This is a genomic window from Methylobacterium sp. 4-46, assembly GCF_000019365.1.
Taxonomy (GTDB): Bacteria; Pseudomonadota; Alphaproteobacteria; order Rhizobiales; family Beijerinckiaceae; genus Methylobacterium.
Genome location: NC_010511.1, coordinates 6,841,970 through 6,858,991, shown reverse-complemented (window position 1 = coordinate 6,858,991; position 17,022 = coordinate 6,841,970). Strand labels below are relative to the sequence as shown.

The window sequence follows — 17,022 nt, the reverse complement described above, 5'->3', positions numbered from 1 at the left end:
CCGACCGCCCGGCGCCGGCTCCTCTCGCGTCCTCAAGGACGAGGCTCCCATGCGCAAGAAGATCCTCCCCGGCATGGCCGAGGCGACGCGCCTCACGCGGGCCGGGCGCCTCGGCGAAGCGCTGTCCGTGATCCAGCGGGTGGTCCGCGGCGAGCGCCCCGCTCCGGCCGAACCGGCCCCCGCCGCGCCGGCCGCGAAGGTCAACCCGACGCCCCTGCGCGCCCTGCCGGGCGGCGCGGCGCGCGCCGCCCCGGCCGAGACCGCCGCGTCGGCCCAACCCTCCCAAGCGGTAAAGCCCTCCCCGGCGGCAAAGCCGTCCCCGGCAGTGACGCCGGTCGAGGCGGTCGGGCGCGCCGGACTCCGGCCGGCCGCCCCGGCCTGGACGGCGGGCGCGGCGCCGCGCCCGGCCGCGCCGGAACCCCGCATGATCCCCATGCCCCACCCGGAGGGGCACCGGCCCCTCGCGGAGGGGCTTCGGCCCCTCGCGGAGGGGCTGCGCCCTCTCCCGCAGGGGCTGCGCGAGATCGCCCGGGAGATCGGCCGCAAGGTCGCCCCGCTCCTCGACGGGCTGGTCGAGCCGGCCCCGGACGCGGAGGTGGCCGGCGAGGCGGGACCCGGGGAGTTCCTGTCGCGCCACTACGCCAACGCGGCGGGCCAGCGCGCCTACAAGCTCTACGTGCCGGGCGCCTACAGGGGCCGGGCGGTGCCGCTCGTGGTGATGCTGCACGGCTGCACCCAGTCGCCCGACGATTTCGCGGCCGGCACCGGCATGAACCGGATCGCCGATGCCGAGACCTTCCTGGTCGCCTACCCGGCCCAGACCGCCGCGGCCAACCACGCCCGCTGCTGGAACTGGTTCAACAGCGCCGACCAGCGCCGCGACCACGGCGAGGCCTCGCTGATCGCCGGGATCGCCCGGGCGGTGATGGAGGATTACGCGGTCGATCCCCGGCGGGTCTACGTGGCGGGCCTGTCGGCGGGCGGCGCCGCGGCGGCGAACCTGGCGGCGGCCTATCCGGACCTGTTCGCGGCGGTGGGCATCCATTCGGGGCTCTGCGCCGGGGCGGCGAGCGGCCTGCCGGCGGCCATGCGGGCGATGCGGGAGGGCGCGGAGGCGTCGTCCCGGCCGGAGCGGGTGCTGCCCACCATCGTGTTCCACGGCGACCAGGACACGACCGTGCATCCGCGCAACGGCGCGGCGATCATCGCGGCGACGGGCGGCACCCTGCTGCGCGAGGAGGCCGGCGTGGCGCCGAACGGGCGGGCATGGCGGCGCAGCGTCCTGGCGGACGAGAGCGGCCGCCCGCGCTTCGAGCACTGGGTCGTGCAGGGCAGCGGCCACGCGTGGTCGGGGGGCGACGCCGCCGCGAGCTACACCGACCCAAGCGGCCCGGACGCCTCCCGGGAGATGTGGCGCTTCTTCCTGGAGAACCCGAAGCCGCGGCGATAGGGGCCCGCTCGGGCGGCGGCCTTGGCACAGGTGAGCGGGGCGCCCGCCGCCCCGCGAAGGCGCGGATCGCCGCGACCACGCCGCCGAGCATCAGCACCGCCCCCGCGGTCTCGGCCGGGGCCGGTGCGCCGTGCTCGCCCGCCTCTGCGCCGCGAAGACGATCCCGTCGAGGTCGGGCGGGCCGCCCCGCCGGTGCAGCGACCGGCTGGAGCGGCCTCCAGGTCGGGGGACGGCCGGATCGGGGGCCCTGGCATCCGCCCGCGATCAGGGTAGCATCCTGGCCGAGAGAAGGACGGAGGAGCCCATGACGACCCCGTTCGAGGAGCGCGAGCGCGCCGCCGAGGCCCTGTTCGCGCACGAGGAGGAGATGCGGTTTCGCGCCCTGGTGCGGCGCAACCGCATCATCGGCACCTGGATGAGCGCGCGGCTCGGCCTGTCGGAGGCGGAGGGCGAGGCCTATACGCGCCGGCTGGTGGAGACCATCGCCTCCCCGCTCACCGACGCGGCGCTGAAGGAGCGGCTGCGCGGCGAATTGGGCGAGCGCGGCCTCGACGCGGCCGCGGCCGAGGTGCCGGACCTGTTCGCGCGCGCCCAGGCCGAGGCGGCGCGGGCGGTGCGGGAGGAGGACCGGGCGGTGTGACGGCAACGGCCCGGGCTGCCGACGCGGCCGGCCGTCGACCGTCTCGGATGGCCGAGATCACGCCGATGGCCCGACGAGAATCCGAGACCCGAACCAAGGGTCACGGGACGTGGCCGTCGGGATGACCCCGCATCCGAACGATCCGTTCGGACCCCCCTCGAAACACTCAGAAGAAGGTCGGCCGCGCGCTCGCATTGTGCTCCTTGAGCACGGTGCCGGAGGCGGGATCGACCTCCTTCAGCACCACGTCGTAGCCCCAGAGATCCGCGAGGTGCTGGAGCACCCGGTGCGCGTCCTCCTTCTGCAGCAGGACCCGGTTCAGCACCTTGTGGTGCAGGATCAGGCGGCGGTCGCCCTCCAGGTCGACATCCACCACCTCGATGTCCGGATCGAGCCACGCCACGTCGTACTGGCGCGCGAAGGCCCGGCGCAGGCGCCGGTAGCCGCGCTCGTCGTGGATCGCCTCGACCCGCAGTTCGGGCCGGTCGGGATCGTCGACGACGTGGAACAGGCGCAGCTGGCGCATCAGGCGGGGCGACAGGAACTGCGCGATGAAGCTCTCGTCGCGGTAATTCTCCCAGACGTCGCGCAGCACGCCCATCGGGTCGCGGCAGCCGGCGATGTCCGGGAACCACGCCCGGTCCTCCTCGGTCGGCTCGCTGGCGATCCGGGCGATGTCCGTCATCATGGCGAAGCCGATGGCGTACGGATTGTGCCCGCCGTAATGCCGGTCGTCGAAGGTCGGCTGCCGGATGACGTTCGTGTGCGACTGCAGGAACTCCAGGTAGGCCGCCTCGGTGATCCGGCCCGTCTCCGAGAGGCGGGTCATGATCTGGTAGTGCGTGTAGGTGGCGCAGCCCTCGTTCATCACCTTGGTCTGGCGCTGCGGGTAGAAGTACTGCGCCACGTGGCGGACGATGCGCAGGATCTCGCGCTGCCAGGGCTGCAGGCGGGGCGCCACCTTCTCCAGGAAGTAGAGGATGTTCTCCTGCGGCAATTCGAGCAGGGCGCGGCGGCGCTCGACCGAGAGGTTCGGCTTGTCGGTCTTGGCCCGCGCCGGCAGCGTGCGCCAGAGGTCGTTGTACATCCGCTCCTGGTGCTCCTGGCGCTCGCGCTCGCGGCGCTGCTCGGAGGACAGGTCGGGCCGCTTCTTGCGGGGGTAGCGGTGCACGCCCTGGTTCATCAGCGCGTGGGCGGCGTCGAGCACCGCCTCGACGGCGGCGTGACCGTAGCGCTCCTCGCAGCGCGAGATGAAGCCCTTGGCGAAGTCGAGGTAGTCGAGGATGCCCTCGGCGTCGGTCCACTGCCGGAACAGGTAGTTGTTCTTGAAGAAGTGGTTGTGCCCGAAGGCGGCGTGGGCGATCACCAGCGTCTGCATCGTCGCCGTGTTCTCCTCCATGATGTAGGAGATGCACGGGTTCGAGTTGATCACGATCTCGTAGGCGAGGCCCATCAGGCCGCGGCGGTAGCCGGCCTCGTGCTGGGCGAAGTGCTTGCCGAAGGACCAGTGCTTGTAGAAGAGCGGCATGCCGATCGACGCGTAGGCGTCGAGCATCTGCTCGGCCGTGATGATCTCGATCTGGTTCGGGTACCAGGACAGGCCGAGTTCCGGGCCGGCGATGGCCTCGCAGGCGTCGTGGATGCGCCGGATCGTGTCGAAGTCCCAGTCATTCCCGGTGAACAGGGGCTCCCCCGCCCGGACCAGGGCCGGCCGCGGCATCACCCCGGTGGTCGGTGCATTCATCGGACCTCGAACCTCTCTTCACGGCGTCGGCGGCACAGGGTTCATCCGCATCGTGGCAGTGTCGCGGCGCTCAGGCCGGGGCCTGCTCCTGCCCGGCCTTGCGGGCGAAGAGTTCGCGGAAGACCGGGTAGATGTCGCGGCGGTGGTTGACCTTGCGCATGGCGAGCACGGGGTTGGCCTTGGCGACGGGCTCGTAGGTGCGCCACAGGGTGGTGCGGTGCTCCACGAAGCCGGCCCGCGGGCCGGTCTCGTCGCCGACCTCCAGGTAGGCGAAGTGCTGGCAGGCTGGGAGGATCGCGCCGCGCAGGAGTTCCTGCGAGGTGGTCGAGTCGCTCGACACGTTGTCGCCGTCCGAGGCCTGGGCGGCGTAGATGTTCCAGTCCTCGGGGTTGTAGCGCTCGGCGACGATGCGCTTCATCTCGACCAGCGCCGAGGAGACCAGGGTGCCGCCGGTCTCCCGCGAGCCGAAGAAGGTCTCCTCGTCGACCTCCTTGGCGTGGTCGGTGTGGCGGATGAAGACGATCTCGACGTGCTTGTAGCGGCGCACCAGGAAGATGTGCAGCAGGATGTAGAACCGCTTGGCGAGGTCCTTCATGTGCTCGGTCATCGAGCCCGAGACGTCCATCAGGCAGAACATCACCGCCTGGGCGACCGGGCGCGGATAGGGCTCGAAGCGGCGGTAGCGCAGGTCGATCGGGTCGATGTAGGGGATGCGCTGGCTGCGGATGCGCAGGCGCGCGACCTCCTCGCGCAGGGCGACGGTCTCGGGCGCGTCGGGGGCGCGGGCCTCGGCCTCGGCGAGGTCGGCCTCGAGCGCCGCGAGATCCTCGTGCTTGGGGCGCTTGAGGGCGATGCGCCGCGACAGCGAGTTGCGCAGGGTCCGGGTGAGGGCGAGGTTCGCGGGCGAGCCCGAGACCATGTAGCCCGCCCGGCGCAGGGCCGGGGTCTCGACCACGGCGAGGCGCCTCTTGGCGAGGTCGGGCAGTTCCAGGTCCTCCAGGAAGAGTTCCAGGAACTCCTCCCGGGTCAGCATGAACTGGAAGGAATCCTCCGAATCCTGGCCGCCCTCCCCGGCCTGGCCGCCCCCGCCGCCGCCCTGGCCGCGGGGCGGGCGCTCGATCGTGTCGCCCTCGATGTAGGTCTTGTTGCCGGGCAGAATGTGGTCCTGCACGCCGGTGCCGGGCGCCCGGCTGAAGCGGGGCTCGCGCACCCCGTCCACCGGGACGGTGACGCTCGCCTCCTTGTCGATGTTGCGGATGTCGCGGTCGCGCGCGGCCTCGCGCACCGCGCGCTGCGCGACGTCGCGCACCCGGCGCAGGAAGCGCTGCCGGTTCGCCAGGGACTTGCCGCCCGGATTGAGGCGCCGATCGATAATGTGCATCAGGCCGAACTTCCGATCACGCCATCTTACCCTACCGGACGGATTCCGGCATCCGCAACCGCGCGGGGCGCGGCGGGCTTCGGGCCCGCCGGCCCGTCAGCCCGCCTGCTTGACGCGCATGTACCACTCGACGAGGCGCCGCACCTGCCGCTCGGTGTAGCCGCGCGCCCGCATCCGCTCGACGAACTCGCCGTGCTTCTTCTCGGTCTCGCTGTCCTTCTTCGAGCCGAAGGAGATCACCGGCAGCAGCTCCTCCACCTGGCTGAACATGCGCCGCTCGATCACCTCGCGGATCTTCTCGTAGGAGGTCCAGGACGGGTTGCGCCCGCCGTGCTGGGCCCGCGAGCGCAGGGCGAACTTGACCACCTCGTTGCGGAAGTCCTTCGGGTTGGCGATCCCCGCCGGCTTCTCGATCTTGGTGAGTTCCTGGTTCAGGAGTTCCCGGTTGAGCAGCTGCCCGGTCTCCGGATCCTTGAAGTCCTGATCCTCGATCCAGGCATCCGCGTAGTCGATGTAACGGTCGAACAGGTTCTGACCGTAATCGTGGTAAGATTCGAGGTAGGCCTTCTGGATCTCGTGGCCGATGAACTCGGCGTAGCGGGGCGCGAGCTCGCCCTTGATGAATTCCAGGTAGCGCTTCTCGGTCTCGGGCGGGAGCTGCTCGCGGCGCAGCGCCTGCTCCAGCACGTACATCAGGTGGACCGGGTCGGCCGAGACCTCGGTGGTGTCGTGGTTGAAGGTCGCGGCCATGACCTTGAAGGCGAAGCGGGTCGAGATCCCGTCCATGCCCTCGTCGACGCCGGCCGAGTCCTTGTACTCCTGGAGCGAGCGGGCGCGGGGATCGACCTCGCGCAGGGACTCGCCGTCATAGACCCGCATCTTCGAGAACACGTTGGAGTTCGGATGCTCGCGCAGGCGCGAGAGCACCGAGAAGCGCGCCAGCATCTCCAGCGTGCCGGGGGCGCAGGGCGCCTCGGCGAGTTCCGAGCCGGAGATCAGCTTCTCGTAGATCCGCTGCTCCTCGGTGACGCGCAGGCAGTACGGAACCTTGATGACGTAGATGCGGTCGATGAAGGCTTCATTGTTCTTGTTGGTCTTGAAACTCTGCCACTCGGCCTCGTTCGAGTGGGCCAGGATGATGCCGGTGAAGGGGATCGCCCCGATGTTCTCGGTGCCGACGTAGTTGCCCTCCTGCGTGGCGGTCAGCAGCGGGTGCAGCATCTTGATCGGCGCCTTGAACATCTCGACGAATTCGAGGATGCCCTGGTTCGCCCGGTTGAGGCCGCCCGAGTAGGAATAGGCGTCCGGATCGGCCTGGCTCAGAGTCTCGAGCTTGCGGATGTCGACCTTGCCGACCAGCGAGGAGATGTCCTGGTTGTTCTCGTCGCCCGGCTCGGTCTTGGCGACGGCGATCTGGCGCAGGCGCGAGGGGCGGACCTTCACGACCTTGAACTGGGTGATGTCGCCGCCGAACTCGTCGAGGCGCTTCAGGCACCAGGGGCTCATCAGACCGGTGAGGCGGCGGCGCGGGATGCCGTAGCGCTCCTCGATGGCCGGGCCCATCGTCTCGGGGTCGAACAGGACGAGCGGGCTCTCGAAGACCGGGCTCAGATCGTTGCCGGCCTTCAGCACGTAGATCGGGTGCACCTCCATGAGGGACTTCAGGCGCTCGGCGAGCGACGACTTGCCGCCGCCGACCGGGCCGAGCAGGTAGAGAATCTGCTTGCGCTCCTCCAGGCCCTGGGCGGCGTGCCGGAAGAAGGAGACGATCCGCTCGATCGTCTCCTCCATGCCGTAGAATTCCGAGAAGGCCGGGTAGGTCCGGATCGTCCGGTTCATGAAGATCCGGCCGAGGCGGGAATCCCGCGCGGTGTCGACGAGCTCCGGCTGGCCGATCGCCTCCAGGATGCGCTCAGGCGCGCTCGCATACATCAAGGGGTTGTCGCGGCAGGCTTCGAGGTACTCCGAGAGCGACAGTTCCGCGTCACGCCGGGCCTCGTAGCTGCGGGCAAAGGTCTGAAACAGATCGCTCGCTGACGGCATTGGCATTCCGAACCCTCACGACATCGCCAGCTTCATCCTGTCCCGGCTCCGATGCAATCGATATCCTCATGTTTGTCGCAGTGCGGCGAGGGCGGGAAACTGCGCAGGCCTCGTCGTCGGGGCCCGACAGCAGCGTGCGGGCGCGGTGCGGGCCCCGTGCCCTTTCGGAAAGTCGCAGGCCCACCAAGGCGAAAGCCATCCGGCCCGGCCGCCTGTGTCGCAAAGGACACGCCCGCCGCCGTTCTTGCGACGCCGCCGCGGCCTTCGCGCCGCCGCGGCGCGGCCCCCGCCCGGATGGCCGCGCGGCCGCCGTCAGGAGGAAACGCCGCGCCGGGCCGGGCGTTCCTCACAGGTCGGTAGTGTCGCTCTTGGTCTCGCCGCCGCCGACCTTGATCTTGATGACGCGCACCGAGATGGTGCCGTCCGCGCCCTTCACCTCGACCGTGAGCTCGTCGGTACCGGTAAAGCCGGCCTTGCTCTCGTAGAACATGGCCTGGACGTTGGCCTCGACGTTCGGGCAGCGATAGGTGGCGGGCGTCTTGCGGCGGCCGGCGCGCTGGATCAGGGCGCCGTTCTTGGGCGGCGCCGTCACTTTCAGCTCGGGCTGGGGACCGAGGGAGCAATCCTTCTTGAGGTTGGGCACGGTGAGCAGGAGGATCTGCTTGCCCGGCGCGACGCTGCGCTCGATGGTCTTGGCCGCCTGGGCCAGGGCCGGGCCGGCCAGGAGCGGACTGGCCAGGAGCGGACCGACCAGGAGGGCGCTGGCGGCGAGCGCGACGATGGGGCGGATCATGAGGGCTTTCTCCGGGGAAGCTCTGCGGCCCGCATGTGGGGAGCCGCCCGGGGGCCGTCGAGGGGCCGCGGGTCCGAAAGCGCCCCGCGGGCGCCCCGTCTCGACGGTCACGTCTCACGACCCTCGGTTCCGTCCTCGATGCCGCGTCACGCCGTCGGCCTGTGTCGTCCCTTCGAGACGGGCGACGGCCCGGTGCGTCGGCCTCGCGGCCCGTCGGCATCAGTGCAGCGTGAGCATCACGAGCAGGTTGAACAGCCCGAGCAGCGCGATGCCGCCGAGCCAGAGCCAGTAGCCCCGCCCCTCGACCGGATAATCCCCGAACATCAGCCGCTCCCGTGCTCGGCGGCGCGCCCGCTGCCGGAGGCCTGCAGCACCGCCATCACCGCCCCGGTGACCTTGGCGATCTGGGCCGGCGTGAACTCGGCCGCCAGCGCCGCGGCGAGTTGGGCCTCGACCCGCTCCCGCTCGCCCGCATCGGCGATCGGGTCGGGCGGGATGTCGGCCTCGGCGAGGCCGCAGACCTCCCGGATCGTGTCGGCGGCCCGGCGCAGCACGGCGCGCTGGTCGGGCGCCATGTCCCAGAGCGGGTGGCGCAGCCGGGCGATCACCCGCTTGGCGTCCCGGTAGTCCCGGTCGACCGCGGTCAGGGCCTCGATCTGGCTCACCAGCAGCACGAGTTCGAGCACGTCCGCCGTCGCCTCCGGGCAGGTGCGCACGATGCGCATCAGCCGGGCGATCAGCGCGGTGGCGGGCGAAGCGTGGCGGGGCTGGTCGGCCATGAGCGGGGAACGCCGGTCATTCCGCAAGGTTCTCGTCGCACGACACTATTTCGCGTGCGCGGCGATCCCGCAAGGCCGCGAGCCGCTCCCGGCAGGCGCGCAGGTCGTCGAGGAGGCGGCTCAGCGCCGCCCGGTCCTCCGGCGCCAGGGGCGGCCCGGCCGGCGCCTCGCGGGGGGGTTCGGCCTCCGGATAGGCCGCGGGCGCCACCTGCTCGCCCCGCCCCACCGCCTGGACGAAGCGCATGCCCCGCTCGCGCAGGATGCGCTGCACCCCGCGGATCGTGTAGCCCTGCCCGTAGAGGAGCTGGCGCACCCCGCGCAGGAGGTCGATGTCCTCCGGCCGGTAGTAGCGCCGGTTGCCGCCGCGCTTGAGCGGCCGGATCTGGGTGAAGCGGGTTTCCCAGAACCGCAGCACGTGCTGGGGCAGGTCGAGGTCGTCCGCCACCTCGCTGATGGTGCGGAACGCCTCCGGGGCCTTCTCGCCGCCCGGCTCCCCGGCGGCCACGAGCATCGTCATGCGCGGGACCTCCTGCCGCGGGCCCGCTCACGCGAAGCCCCGCCGCCCGCGCCGGGCGCGCGGAAGGCCGGCTCCGCTCAAGCGCCCGCTCGCGTCACTCGTCGTCCGGTTCGGCCGCACCGCCGTTGATGCGCGCCTTGAGCACGTTCGAGGGCTTGAACACCATGACGCGGCGCGGCTCGATTGCCACCTCGACCCCGGTCTTGGGGTTGCGCCCGACCCGCTTGCCCTTGTCGCGCACCACGAAGGAGCCGAAGGAGGACAGCTTCACGGTCTCGCCCGAGGCGAGGCAGGTGCAGATCTCCGACAGCACCGTCTCCACCAGGGCAGCCGACTCGGTCCGCGACAGGCCGACCCGCTGGTAGACGGCCTCGGTCAGGTCGGCCCGCGTGACCGTCTTGCCTGCCATCCTGATGCTCCCCGGCGCGTTCTCAAGAAACCGACATATGTCTATGATCGCGCACGCTAATCTGGCACGCCCGCTGGGTCAACGGGGCGCCCGGCTCCTTTTCGCGCGATCACCCGAGCCCGATCGCCCGCGCGATCACCAGCGCGATCACCAGCGAATGAGCGCGCTGCCCCAGGCGAAGCCGCCGCCGATGGCCTCGATCATCACGAGGTCGCCGCGCGCGATGCGCCCGTCCCGGCAGGCCGCGTCGAGGGCGAGCGGGATCGAGGCCGCCGAGGTGTTGCCGTGCCGGTCGACGGTGAGGACGACCTTCTCGCGGGCGATGCCGAGCTTGTCGGCGGAGGCCTCGATGATGCGGCGGTTGGCCTGGTGGGGCACGAACCAGTCGAGATCCTCCGCGCGGGTGCCGGTGGCCGCGAAGGCGTCGTTGATCACGTCCGTCACCGACCCGACCGCGAAGCGGAAGACCTCCTTGCCGACCATCCTGAGCTTGCCGGTGGTGCCGGTCGAGCCGGGCCCGCCATCGACGTAGAGCTTCTCGCGGTAGCGCCCGTCCGAGCGCAGGTGGCTGGTGAGCACGCCGCGGTCGCCCGAATGGCCCTCGCCCGGCTGCGCCTCCAGCACGATCGCGCCGGCCCCGTCGCCGAACAGCACGCAGGTGGTGCGGTCCTCCCAGTCGAGGAGGCGCGAGAAGGTCTCGGCGCCGATCACCAGGGCGCGGCGGGCGGCGCCGGTGGTCAGGAACTTGTCGGCCGTGGCGACGCCGTAGACGAAGCCCGCGCAGACCGCCTGCAGGTCGAAGGCCGCCCCGCCGTGGATGCCGAGGCCGTCCTGGATCTGGGTCGCCGTCGACGGGAAGGTGTGGTCGGGCGTCGACGTGGCGCAGATGATGAGGTCGATGCTCGCCGGGTCGATGTCGGCCTCGGCGAGCGCCGCGCGGGCCGCCCTGATGCCGAGCACCGAGGTGGTCTCGTCCGGGCCGGCGATGTGGCGCTGGCGGATCCCGGTGCGCTGGACGATCCACTCGTCCGAGGTGTCGACGCGGGCGGCGAGGTCGTCGTTGGTGACGACGGTCCGCGGCAGGTAGGAGCCGCAGCCCCGCACCACCGAGCGAAGGCGGGTCATGGGGTCCGGGTCTCCTCCCTCAGGCCGAGGCGGCGGCCGGCGTCGCCTCGAGCATCTCGCGGATCGTCCGCATCAGGTCGTGTCGGGCCATGTCGGTGGCAAGGTCGATGGCGGCCGCGAAGCCCTGCGCGTCCTCCGAGCCGTGGCTCTTGACGACGATGCCTTCGAGGCCGAGGAAGACGCCGCCATTGGCCCGGCTCGGGTTCATCTTCTCGCGCAGGGCCTCGAAGGCGCCGCGGGCGAACAGGTAGCCGATCTTCGCCATCAGCGTCCGGCTCATCGCGCTCCTGAGGTACTGCCCGATCTGCTTGGCGGTGCCCTCGGCGGTCTTGAGCGCGATGTTGCCGGTGAAGCCCTCGGTCACCACCACGTCGGTGGTGCCGCGGCCGAGATCCGTCCCCTCGACGAAGCCGTGGTAGCGCAGGGTCGGCAGGTCGGCCTCGCGCAGGAGGCGGGCGGCCTCCTTGACGGCCTCGTTGCCCTTCATCTCCTCGGTGCCGACGTTGAGCAGGCCCACGGTCGGCCGGTCGAGGTCGAAGACGATGCGGGCCATGGCGGCGCCCATCAGCGCCATCTCGACGAGGTGCTCGGCATCGGTGCCGATCGTCGCCCCGACGTCGAGCACGACGCTCTCGCCCCGCACGGTCGGCCACAGGCAGGCGATGGCCGGCCGCTCGATCTGCGCCATGGTCTTGAGGCAGATCTTCGACATCGCCATCAGGGCGCCGGTGTTGCCGGCCGAGACCGCCGCCTCCGCCTCGCCGTCGCGCACGGCCTGGATCGCCTTCCACATCGAGGACTTGCCGCGCCCGGCGCGGACCGCCTGGCTCGGCTTCTCGTCCATGCCGATGGCGAGGCTGGCGTGGCGGATCTCGACGGCGCCGGCGAGGCGCGGCTCCGCCTCGACCATCGGCCGCAGGACGGCCTCGTCGCCGAACATCAGGAAGGTCGTCTCGGGGTGGCGCTCCCGGGCGATCGCCGCGCCCGGCACGACCGTCGTGGGACCGTGATCGCCGCCCATCGCGTCGAGCGAGATGCGCACTCTCTGGGACATGGGGGGATCGACGAGCCTCGTTCCGGCGGCGGGCGGACAGGGTGTGCCGCGGCGGGGCGGAAAATAGCGGCCCGGCGCCGGGCCGCAAACGAATTCTGCCCCGCCTCACTCGCCCTTGAGGCTGCGCAGGCCGGCGAAGGGCGTCTCCTCGGCCCCCGCCTCGGGGGGCTCGAAGGCGACGCCGGGCTTCCTCGGATAGGGGTCGAGGCCCAGCGCCAGGAACTCGGCGGTCAGGCTGCCGAGATCGACGCGGCCGTTGACGATCGGGTCGGGGATGTCGGCATCCTCGGCGGGCGTGCCCGCGAAGGCGTCCGGGGCGGCGAAATCGACCTCGACCTCCTCCCGCACGGTGGATTCGAAGGGTTCGAGGGTCACCACGCAGGTCTGGGCGATGGCGGCCTCGACGGTCCCGGTCACCCGCAGGCGGTGCAGCGAGCCCTGGAGGCGGAAGCGCCCGGTCAGGGCGTGGATCGCCGGCAGGCCGAAATCGCGGGCGAGCGCCTCGCGCTCCTCGGCGTCGGCCTCGACCACGATCTCCCCGCCGGCCTTGAGCGCGCGCTCGACCAGGACCGGGCGGGAGAGCGGGCCGACGGGATCGGGGGTCATGGGGCAACTCCTCTGGCGGGACGCGCCGGCCCGGGACCGTCCGGGCACCGGGCGCGCGGTGTCTCAACAGGGGCCGCGACGGGCCGGTTTCCGGCACGCCGGGGCCGCGGCTCAGGCCGCGGGGCCGAAGGGCGCCGGGTCGGGCAGGACCGGCCCCTCCGCCATCAGCCGGTCGAGGTCGTGCTGCCCGAGGGCGGCGTCGGCGGCCACCACGTAGGCGGCGAGGGGCGCGGCGGCCTCGGGCGCGTCGCGGCCGAGCACGTTGCGGGCCAGCGCCGCGGCGAGCGCCGCCGCGTCGCCCGCGTCGAGGGCGGCGTCGTAGGCCCGGGCCCGGCCGTAGAAGGCCTGGGCCAGCTTCTTCATGCGCTTGGCCACGCCGAGATCCCCCACCCCGAGCTCGCGCAGCGACGAGTCGAGCTGCGCGAAGACGGAATCGACCAGGTCCTGGGCGACGTCCTCGGCCGGGGCGGGCAGCTGGCGCAGGCGGCGCAGCACCAGGATGACGGTGAGGCAGAGGGTCTCGAAGCGGCCCTCGACGGTGTCGGGCACCCCGAGCGCGAGGTAGAGGGCGGGCACCCGGGCGGCCGCGTTGATGCGGATGTGCAACGCCTCGATGGCGCGACGGCGCCCGTCCTCGCGCCGGAACAGGTTGCGGATCATCGCCGATTCGTCTCCCAAGCCCTTGCGCGGCCAAGCGGATCAGCGCCCCGCGGCAGCCCCGCGCGGCGCCCGTCCAACCTTGGCCGTGCCTTGCCAACGCCACAACCCCGGGGTACGGCAGCGCTCCGTTCCGGCGCAAGGGCGCCGTCCCTTCGCGTGTTCCAGAGGGTCGCGATGCCGCGTCGCTTCATCCCGTCACTCACCCGCCTCGCCGCGGCGGGTCTGCTCGGCCTGTCGGTGGCCGGCTGCGTGATCGGCGAAGAGTTCCGCCACGGCTACCTGATCGACGAGGCGGCGGTCGCCCAGGTGAAGCCGGGCACCAGCGCCGAACAGGTGCTCCAGCTCCTCGGCACGCCCACCACGGTCTCCACCGTGGGCAACAAGTCCTGGTACTATATCAGCCAGAACACCAAGCGGACGGTGATGTTCCTGGGCGAGCGGGCCGAGAGCCAGCGGGTGCTGGCGGTCTATTTCAACCAGGGCTTCAAGGTCGAGCGCGTGGCGCTCTACGGCGAGCAGGACGGGCGGGTGTTCGACTTCATCTCCCGCACGACGCCGACGAGCGGCGGCGAGCAGGCCTTCCTGGGCCAGCTCCTGCGCGGCCTGACCAAGTACGAGCCGTTCCGCAACGCGCAGTGACGGGGCGGCCGGGAGCCCCCCGGCCCCGCCCCGGTCGGGCGCGGGATCCGCTTCGATCGACCGGATCCCGGATCACTCCGCCGCCTGATCGAATCCCTCCCCCTCTCCCTCGCCCAGCCCGAGGAACCCGCCCGACTGGCGCTGCCACAGGCGGGCGTAGAGCCCGCCGCGGCGGATCAGGTCGGCGTGGCGGCCCTCCTCCACGATCCGGCCGCGATCGAGCACGATCAGCCGGTCGAGGGCCGCGATGGTCGAGAGCCGGTGCGCGATCGCCAGCACCGTCTTGCCCCGCATCAGCGTGTCGAGGGAGCCCTGGATGGCCGCCTCGACCTCGGAATCGAGGGCGGAGGTCGCCTCGTCGAGGATCAGGATCGGCGCGTCCTTCAGGATCACCCGCGCGATGGCGATGCGCTGGCGCTGGCCGCCGGAGAGCTTCACGCCCCGCTCGCCCACCTGCGCGTCGTAGCCCCGCCGGCCCCTGTGGTCCTCCAGGTCCTGGATGAAGTCGTGGGCGTGGGCGAGCTTGGCCGCCGCCACGATCTCCGCCTCGCCCGCCTCGACCCGGCCATACGCGATGTTGTCGCGGATCGAGCGGTGCAGGAGCGAGGTGTCCTGGGTCACCACGGCGATCTGCCGGCGCAGCGAGGCCTGGGTCACCCCCGCGATGTCCTGTCCGTCGATCAGGATGCGCCCGCCCTCGAGGTCGTGCAGGCGCAGGAGCAGCGAGGTGATCGTGGTCTTGCCGGCCCCGCTGGTGCCGACGAGGCCGACCTTCTCGCCCGGCCGGATGGTCAGGCTCAGCTCCTCGATCACGCCCCGGTCCTCGCGCCCGTAATGGAAGCTGACGCGCTCGAAGTCGATCCGCCCCTCGCCGACGACGAGGTCGGAGGCGCCCGGCCGGTCGACGATGGCGTGCGGCCGGGCGATGGTCTGCATGCTCTCCTGGATCACCCCGATATTCTCGAACAGGCCGCGCACGGTCTGCATCACCCAGCCCGACATGGCGATGAGGCGCAGCACCAGCGCAAGGCCGGCCGCCCCCTCGCCGGTGGTCATCCGGCCCTGCGACCACAGCAGGAGCACGGCGCCCGCCGTGCTGCAGATCAGGACCGAGTTCAGGAGCGAGAGGGTCGAGGTCGTGGCGGTGATCAGCCGGAACGAGTGCAGGTAGGCGTCGGTGTGGGCGGTGGTCGCCTCGCGCACCGCCGAGCGCTCCTCGCGATCGCGGGCGAAGAGCTTGACGGTGAGGATGTTGGTGTAGCTGTCGACGATGCGCCCGATCAGCGCCGAGCGGGTGTCGGCGACCTTGAGCGAGCGGGCGCGGGCGCGGGGGACGAAGAAGCGCGTCAGCCCCGCATAGGCGGCGATCCAGACCAGGACGGGCAGGACCAGCCAGGGGCTGATCGAGGAGAACAGTCCGACCGCCGTCGCGGCGAAGATCGCCACGTAGAGCAGCGTGTCGATGAACACGACCGCGAGTTCGCGCACCGCCGGGCCGACCTGCGTGACCCGGTTGGCGAGGCGCCCGGCGAAATCCGCCTGGAAGTAGGAGAGCGAGTGGCCGAGCGTGTAGAGGTGCGTGCGCCAGCGGACCATGTTGGTGGTCTGGGGCACGACCAGCTGGTTCGAGAGCGCCTCGTGCAGCCAGGACAGGGCGGGCCGCACCACCAGCACCAGGAACCCGGCGAGCATGAGCCCGGTGCCGTGCTCGGCCCAGAGGGTGTCGGGGCGCGACGTCGCCAGGATGTCGACGAACCAGCCCATCAGCAGGTAGAGCGACGCCTCGACGATCCCGGCCGCGAGGCCGGCGAAGAACAGCACCACCAGGGCGCCGCGCACCGGGCGCAGGTAGGTGCCGGCGAAGCCCGTGACCGTGCCGGGGGGCTGGCGCCCCTCGTCGAAGGGCGCGAACGGGTCGATGCGGCGCTCGAGCCAGTCGAGGAACATGAGGGGCCTTTCGCGGGATTGCGCGCCCCCTCAGGTATTCCGCCTTGACGGCCTGCCAACCGGGGGGCGATGCCGCACGCCCCCCTTCGAGCCCGTCGCCCGATGCTGCGCCTCGCCCTCTACCAGCCCGACATACCCCAGAATACCGGCACGATGCTGCGGCTCGCCGCCTGCCTCGGGGCGGCGGTGGAGATCATCGAGCCGGCGGGCTTCGACGTCTCGGACCGGCACCTGCGCCGCTCGGGCCTCGACTATCTCGACCACGTGGCGATCACGCGGCACCGCTCCTTCGCGGAGTTCGAGGCGTGGCGGCGGCGGGCGTCGCTGCGCCTCGTGCTCGCCACCACCGCGGGCGCCCTGCCCTACACGGAGTTCGCCTACCGCCCGGACGATTGCCTGCTGGTGGGGCGCGAATCGGCCGGCGTGCCCGATTCCGTCCACGCCGCCGCGGAGGCCCGGGTGGTGATCCCGCTGCGGCCGGGCCTGCGCTCCCTCAACGTCGCGGTCGCCGCCGCGATGATCCTCGGCGAGGCGCTGCGCCAGACCGGCGGCTTCCCCGGGAGCGCCGCACCGGGGGGCGCGACGGGACCGTGAGGCGGCGCGCCGGAGCCGATCGGGCCGCCCCGCTCACTCCGCCTGCGCGACGCGGGTCGTGCGGCGGGCGGTCCAGCGGCCCGTGCAGAGCGAGGACACGGTCCAGGTGCCGGAGCCCGAGGTGGCCTGGAGCCGGCCCGAGGCCGCGCCGCTCGCCGGGCCCTTGCGGACCGTGAGGCCGACGCTGCCGTCCTCGCCGATGCGGCCGCTCACCGAGGCGCCCTCGCTCGCCGAGGCGAGCCGGACGTCGCCGTCGCGCACCGCCAGCGACACGCTCGTGCGCGCGTCGCACATGCCGGATTCGGTGACGAGCTGCACGGCCCAGGTGCCGTTGTAGCCGCGCGCCTCGCCCGAGACCGCCGGCAGCGCCGAGACCAGACCTGCCGAGACCAGACCTGCACCGAGCGCGAGCGCAATGACGGCAGACTTGATGAGCATGCTTCCCCCTCGAAGACGAAGAGCCGGGCGCGATCCGATCAGGCGCGCCCGGAACCGTCGGGTCCCGTCGCGCTCGCCGCGGCGATGGCGTGGATGAGCCGGGTTATAGCGGCGGAGGGGGCAGAAATGGGGCAATGCGGCCCAGTTCCATCTTGGCCGTACACGAAAAACAGAGCATTTTGCCGCGCCTCAGGCCGTCGAGA

General features: G+C 71.9%; 17 protein-coding genes. 4 read left to right on the top strand and 13 right to left on the bottom strand.

The annotated features are described in order from the left end of the window. The first annotated feature begins 49 nt into the window (after positions 1-49). The gene (locus M446_RS39330) at positions 50-1,450 is read left to right on the top strand and encodes an alpha/beta hydrolase family esterase (protein ID WP_012335885.1); all 1,401 of its coding nucleotides are present in this window, start codon (positions 50-52) and stop codon (positions 1,448-1,450) included. A gap of 304 nt (positions 1,451-1,754) precedes the next feature. After that, complete coding sequence (locus M446_RS30185; RefSeq protein WP_012335884.1) at positions 1,755-2,090, top strand: DUF1476 domain-containing protein; 336 nt, start codon at positions 1,755-1,757, stop codon at positions 2,088-2,090. A 166-nt stretch (positions 2,091-2,256) separates the two neighbouring features. Here M446_RS30185 and M446_RS30180 read toward each other — a convergent pair whose 3' ends face one another. The 11 genes from M446_RS30180 to M446_RS30130 all read right to left on the bottom strand — a co-directional run bounded on the left by M446_RS30180 (position 2,257) and on the right by M446_RS30130 (position 13,201). Beyond that, positions 2,257-3,834, bottom strand: a complete 1,578-nt coding sequence (locus tag M446_RS30180) for a SpoVR family protein (protein WP_012335883.1) — start codon at positions 3,832-3,834, stop codon at positions 2,257-2,259. Between the two features lie 70 nt (positions 3,835-3,904). Beyond that, positions 3,905-5,215 (bottom strand): YeaH/YhbH family protein, encoded by a 1,311-nt coding sequence (locus M446_RS30175; protein ID WP_012335882.1) that lies wholly within the window; start codon positions 5,213-5,215, stop codon positions 3,905-3,907. Positions 5,216-5,311: 96 nt separating this feature from the next. After that, positions 5,312-7,264 (bottom strand): PrkA family serine protein kinase, encoded by a 1,953-nt coding sequence (locus M446_RS30170; protein WP_026191036.1) that lies wholly within the window; start codon positions 7,262-7,264, stop codon positions 5,312-5,314. Between the two features lie 340 nt (positions 7,265-7,604). After that, positions 7,605-8,051 carry a hypothetical protein gene (locus M446_RS30165; protein ID WP_012335880.1) on the bottom strand — a complete coding sequence of 149 codons (447 nt, stop codon included), beginning with the start codon at positions 8,049-8,051 and terminating at the stop codon, positions 7,605-7,607. 323 nt (positions 8,052-8,374) lie between these two features. Next, positions 8,375-8,830 (bottom strand): hypothetical protein, encoded by a 456-nt coding sequence (locus tag M446_RS30160; RefSeq protein WP_012335878.1) that lies wholly within the window; start codon positions 8,828-8,830, stop codon positions 8,375-8,377. A gap of 16 nt (positions 8,831-8,846) precedes the next feature. Next, positions 8,847-9,347 carry a MerR family transcriptional regulator gene (locus M446_RS30155; RefSeq protein ID WP_012335877.1) on the bottom strand — a complete coding sequence of 167 codons (501 nt, stop codon included), beginning with the start codon at positions 9,345-9,347 and terminating at the stop codon, positions 8,847-8,849. A 94-nt stretch (positions 9,348-9,441) separates the two neighbouring features. Then, positions 9,442-9,756 (bottom strand): integration host factor subunit alpha, encoded by a 315-nt coding sequence (locus M446_RS30150; protein ID WP_012335876.1) that lies wholly within the window; start codon positions 9,754-9,756, stop codon positions 9,442-9,444. 147 nt (positions 9,757-9,903) lie between these two features. Next, positions 9,904-10,881, bottom strand: a complete 978-nt coding sequence (locus tag M446_RS30145; protein WP_012335875.1) for a beta-ketoacyl-ACP synthase III — start codon at positions 10,879-10,881, stop codon at positions 9,904-9,906. A 19-nt stretch (positions 10,882-10,900) separates the two neighbouring features. After that, positions 10,901-11,935 (bottom strand): phosphate acyltransferase PlsX, encoded by a 1,035-nt coding sequence (gene plsX / locus M446_RS30140; RefSeq protein WP_012335874.1) that lies wholly within the window; start codon positions 11,933-11,935, stop codon positions 10,901-10,903. 105 nt (positions 11,936-12,040) lie between these two features. Next, entirely contained in the window at positions 12,041-12,541 is a 501-nt protein-coding gene (locus M446_RS30135) for a YceD family protein (RefSeq protein ID WP_012335873.1), read from the bottom strand. 111 nt (positions 12,542-12,652) lie between these two features. Further along, positions 12,653-13,201, bottom strand: coding sequence for a ubiquinol-cytochrome C chaperone family protein (locus M446_RS30130; RefSeq protein ID WP_012335872.1), 549 nt, complete (start codon positions 13,199-13,201; stop codon positions 12,653-12,655). 174 nt (positions 13,202-13,375) lie between these two features. On the opposite strand from M446_RS30130, the gene M446_RS30125 reads away from it, so the two are divergent. Further along, entirely contained in the window at positions 13,376-13,840 is a 465-nt protein-coding gene (locus M446_RS30125) for an outer membrane protein assembly factor BamE (protein WP_012335871.1), read from the top strand. Positions 13,841-13,912: 72 nt separating this feature from the next. Here the strand turns inward: M446_RS30125 and M446_RS30120 are convergent, their stop codons facing one another. Beyond that, positions 13,913-15,787 (bottom strand): ABC transporter ATP-binding protein, encoded by a 1,875-nt coding sequence (locus M446_RS30120; protein ID WP_012335870.1) that lies wholly within the window; start codon positions 15,785-15,787, stop codon positions 13,913-13,915. A gap of 102 nt (positions 15,788-15,889) precedes the next feature. Here M446_RS30120 and M446_RS30115 point away from each other — a divergent pair, with 102 nt between their 5' ends. Next, positions 15,890-16,381, top strand: a complete 492-nt coding sequence (locus tag M446_RS30115; protein WP_012335869.1) for a tRNA (cytidine(34)-2'-O)-methyltransferase — start codon at positions 15,890-15,892, stop codon at positions 16,379-16,381. 33 nt (positions 16,382-16,414) lie between these two features. Here M446_RS30115 and M446_RS30110 read toward each other — a convergent pair whose 3' ends face one another. Next, positions 16,415-16,819 carry a hypothetical protein gene (locus M446_RS30110; protein WP_012335868.1) on the bottom strand — a complete coding sequence of 135 codons (405 nt, stop codon included), beginning with the start codon at positions 16,817-16,819 and terminating at the stop codon, positions 16,415-16,417. Positions 16,820-17,022 lie beyond the last annotated feature (203 nt).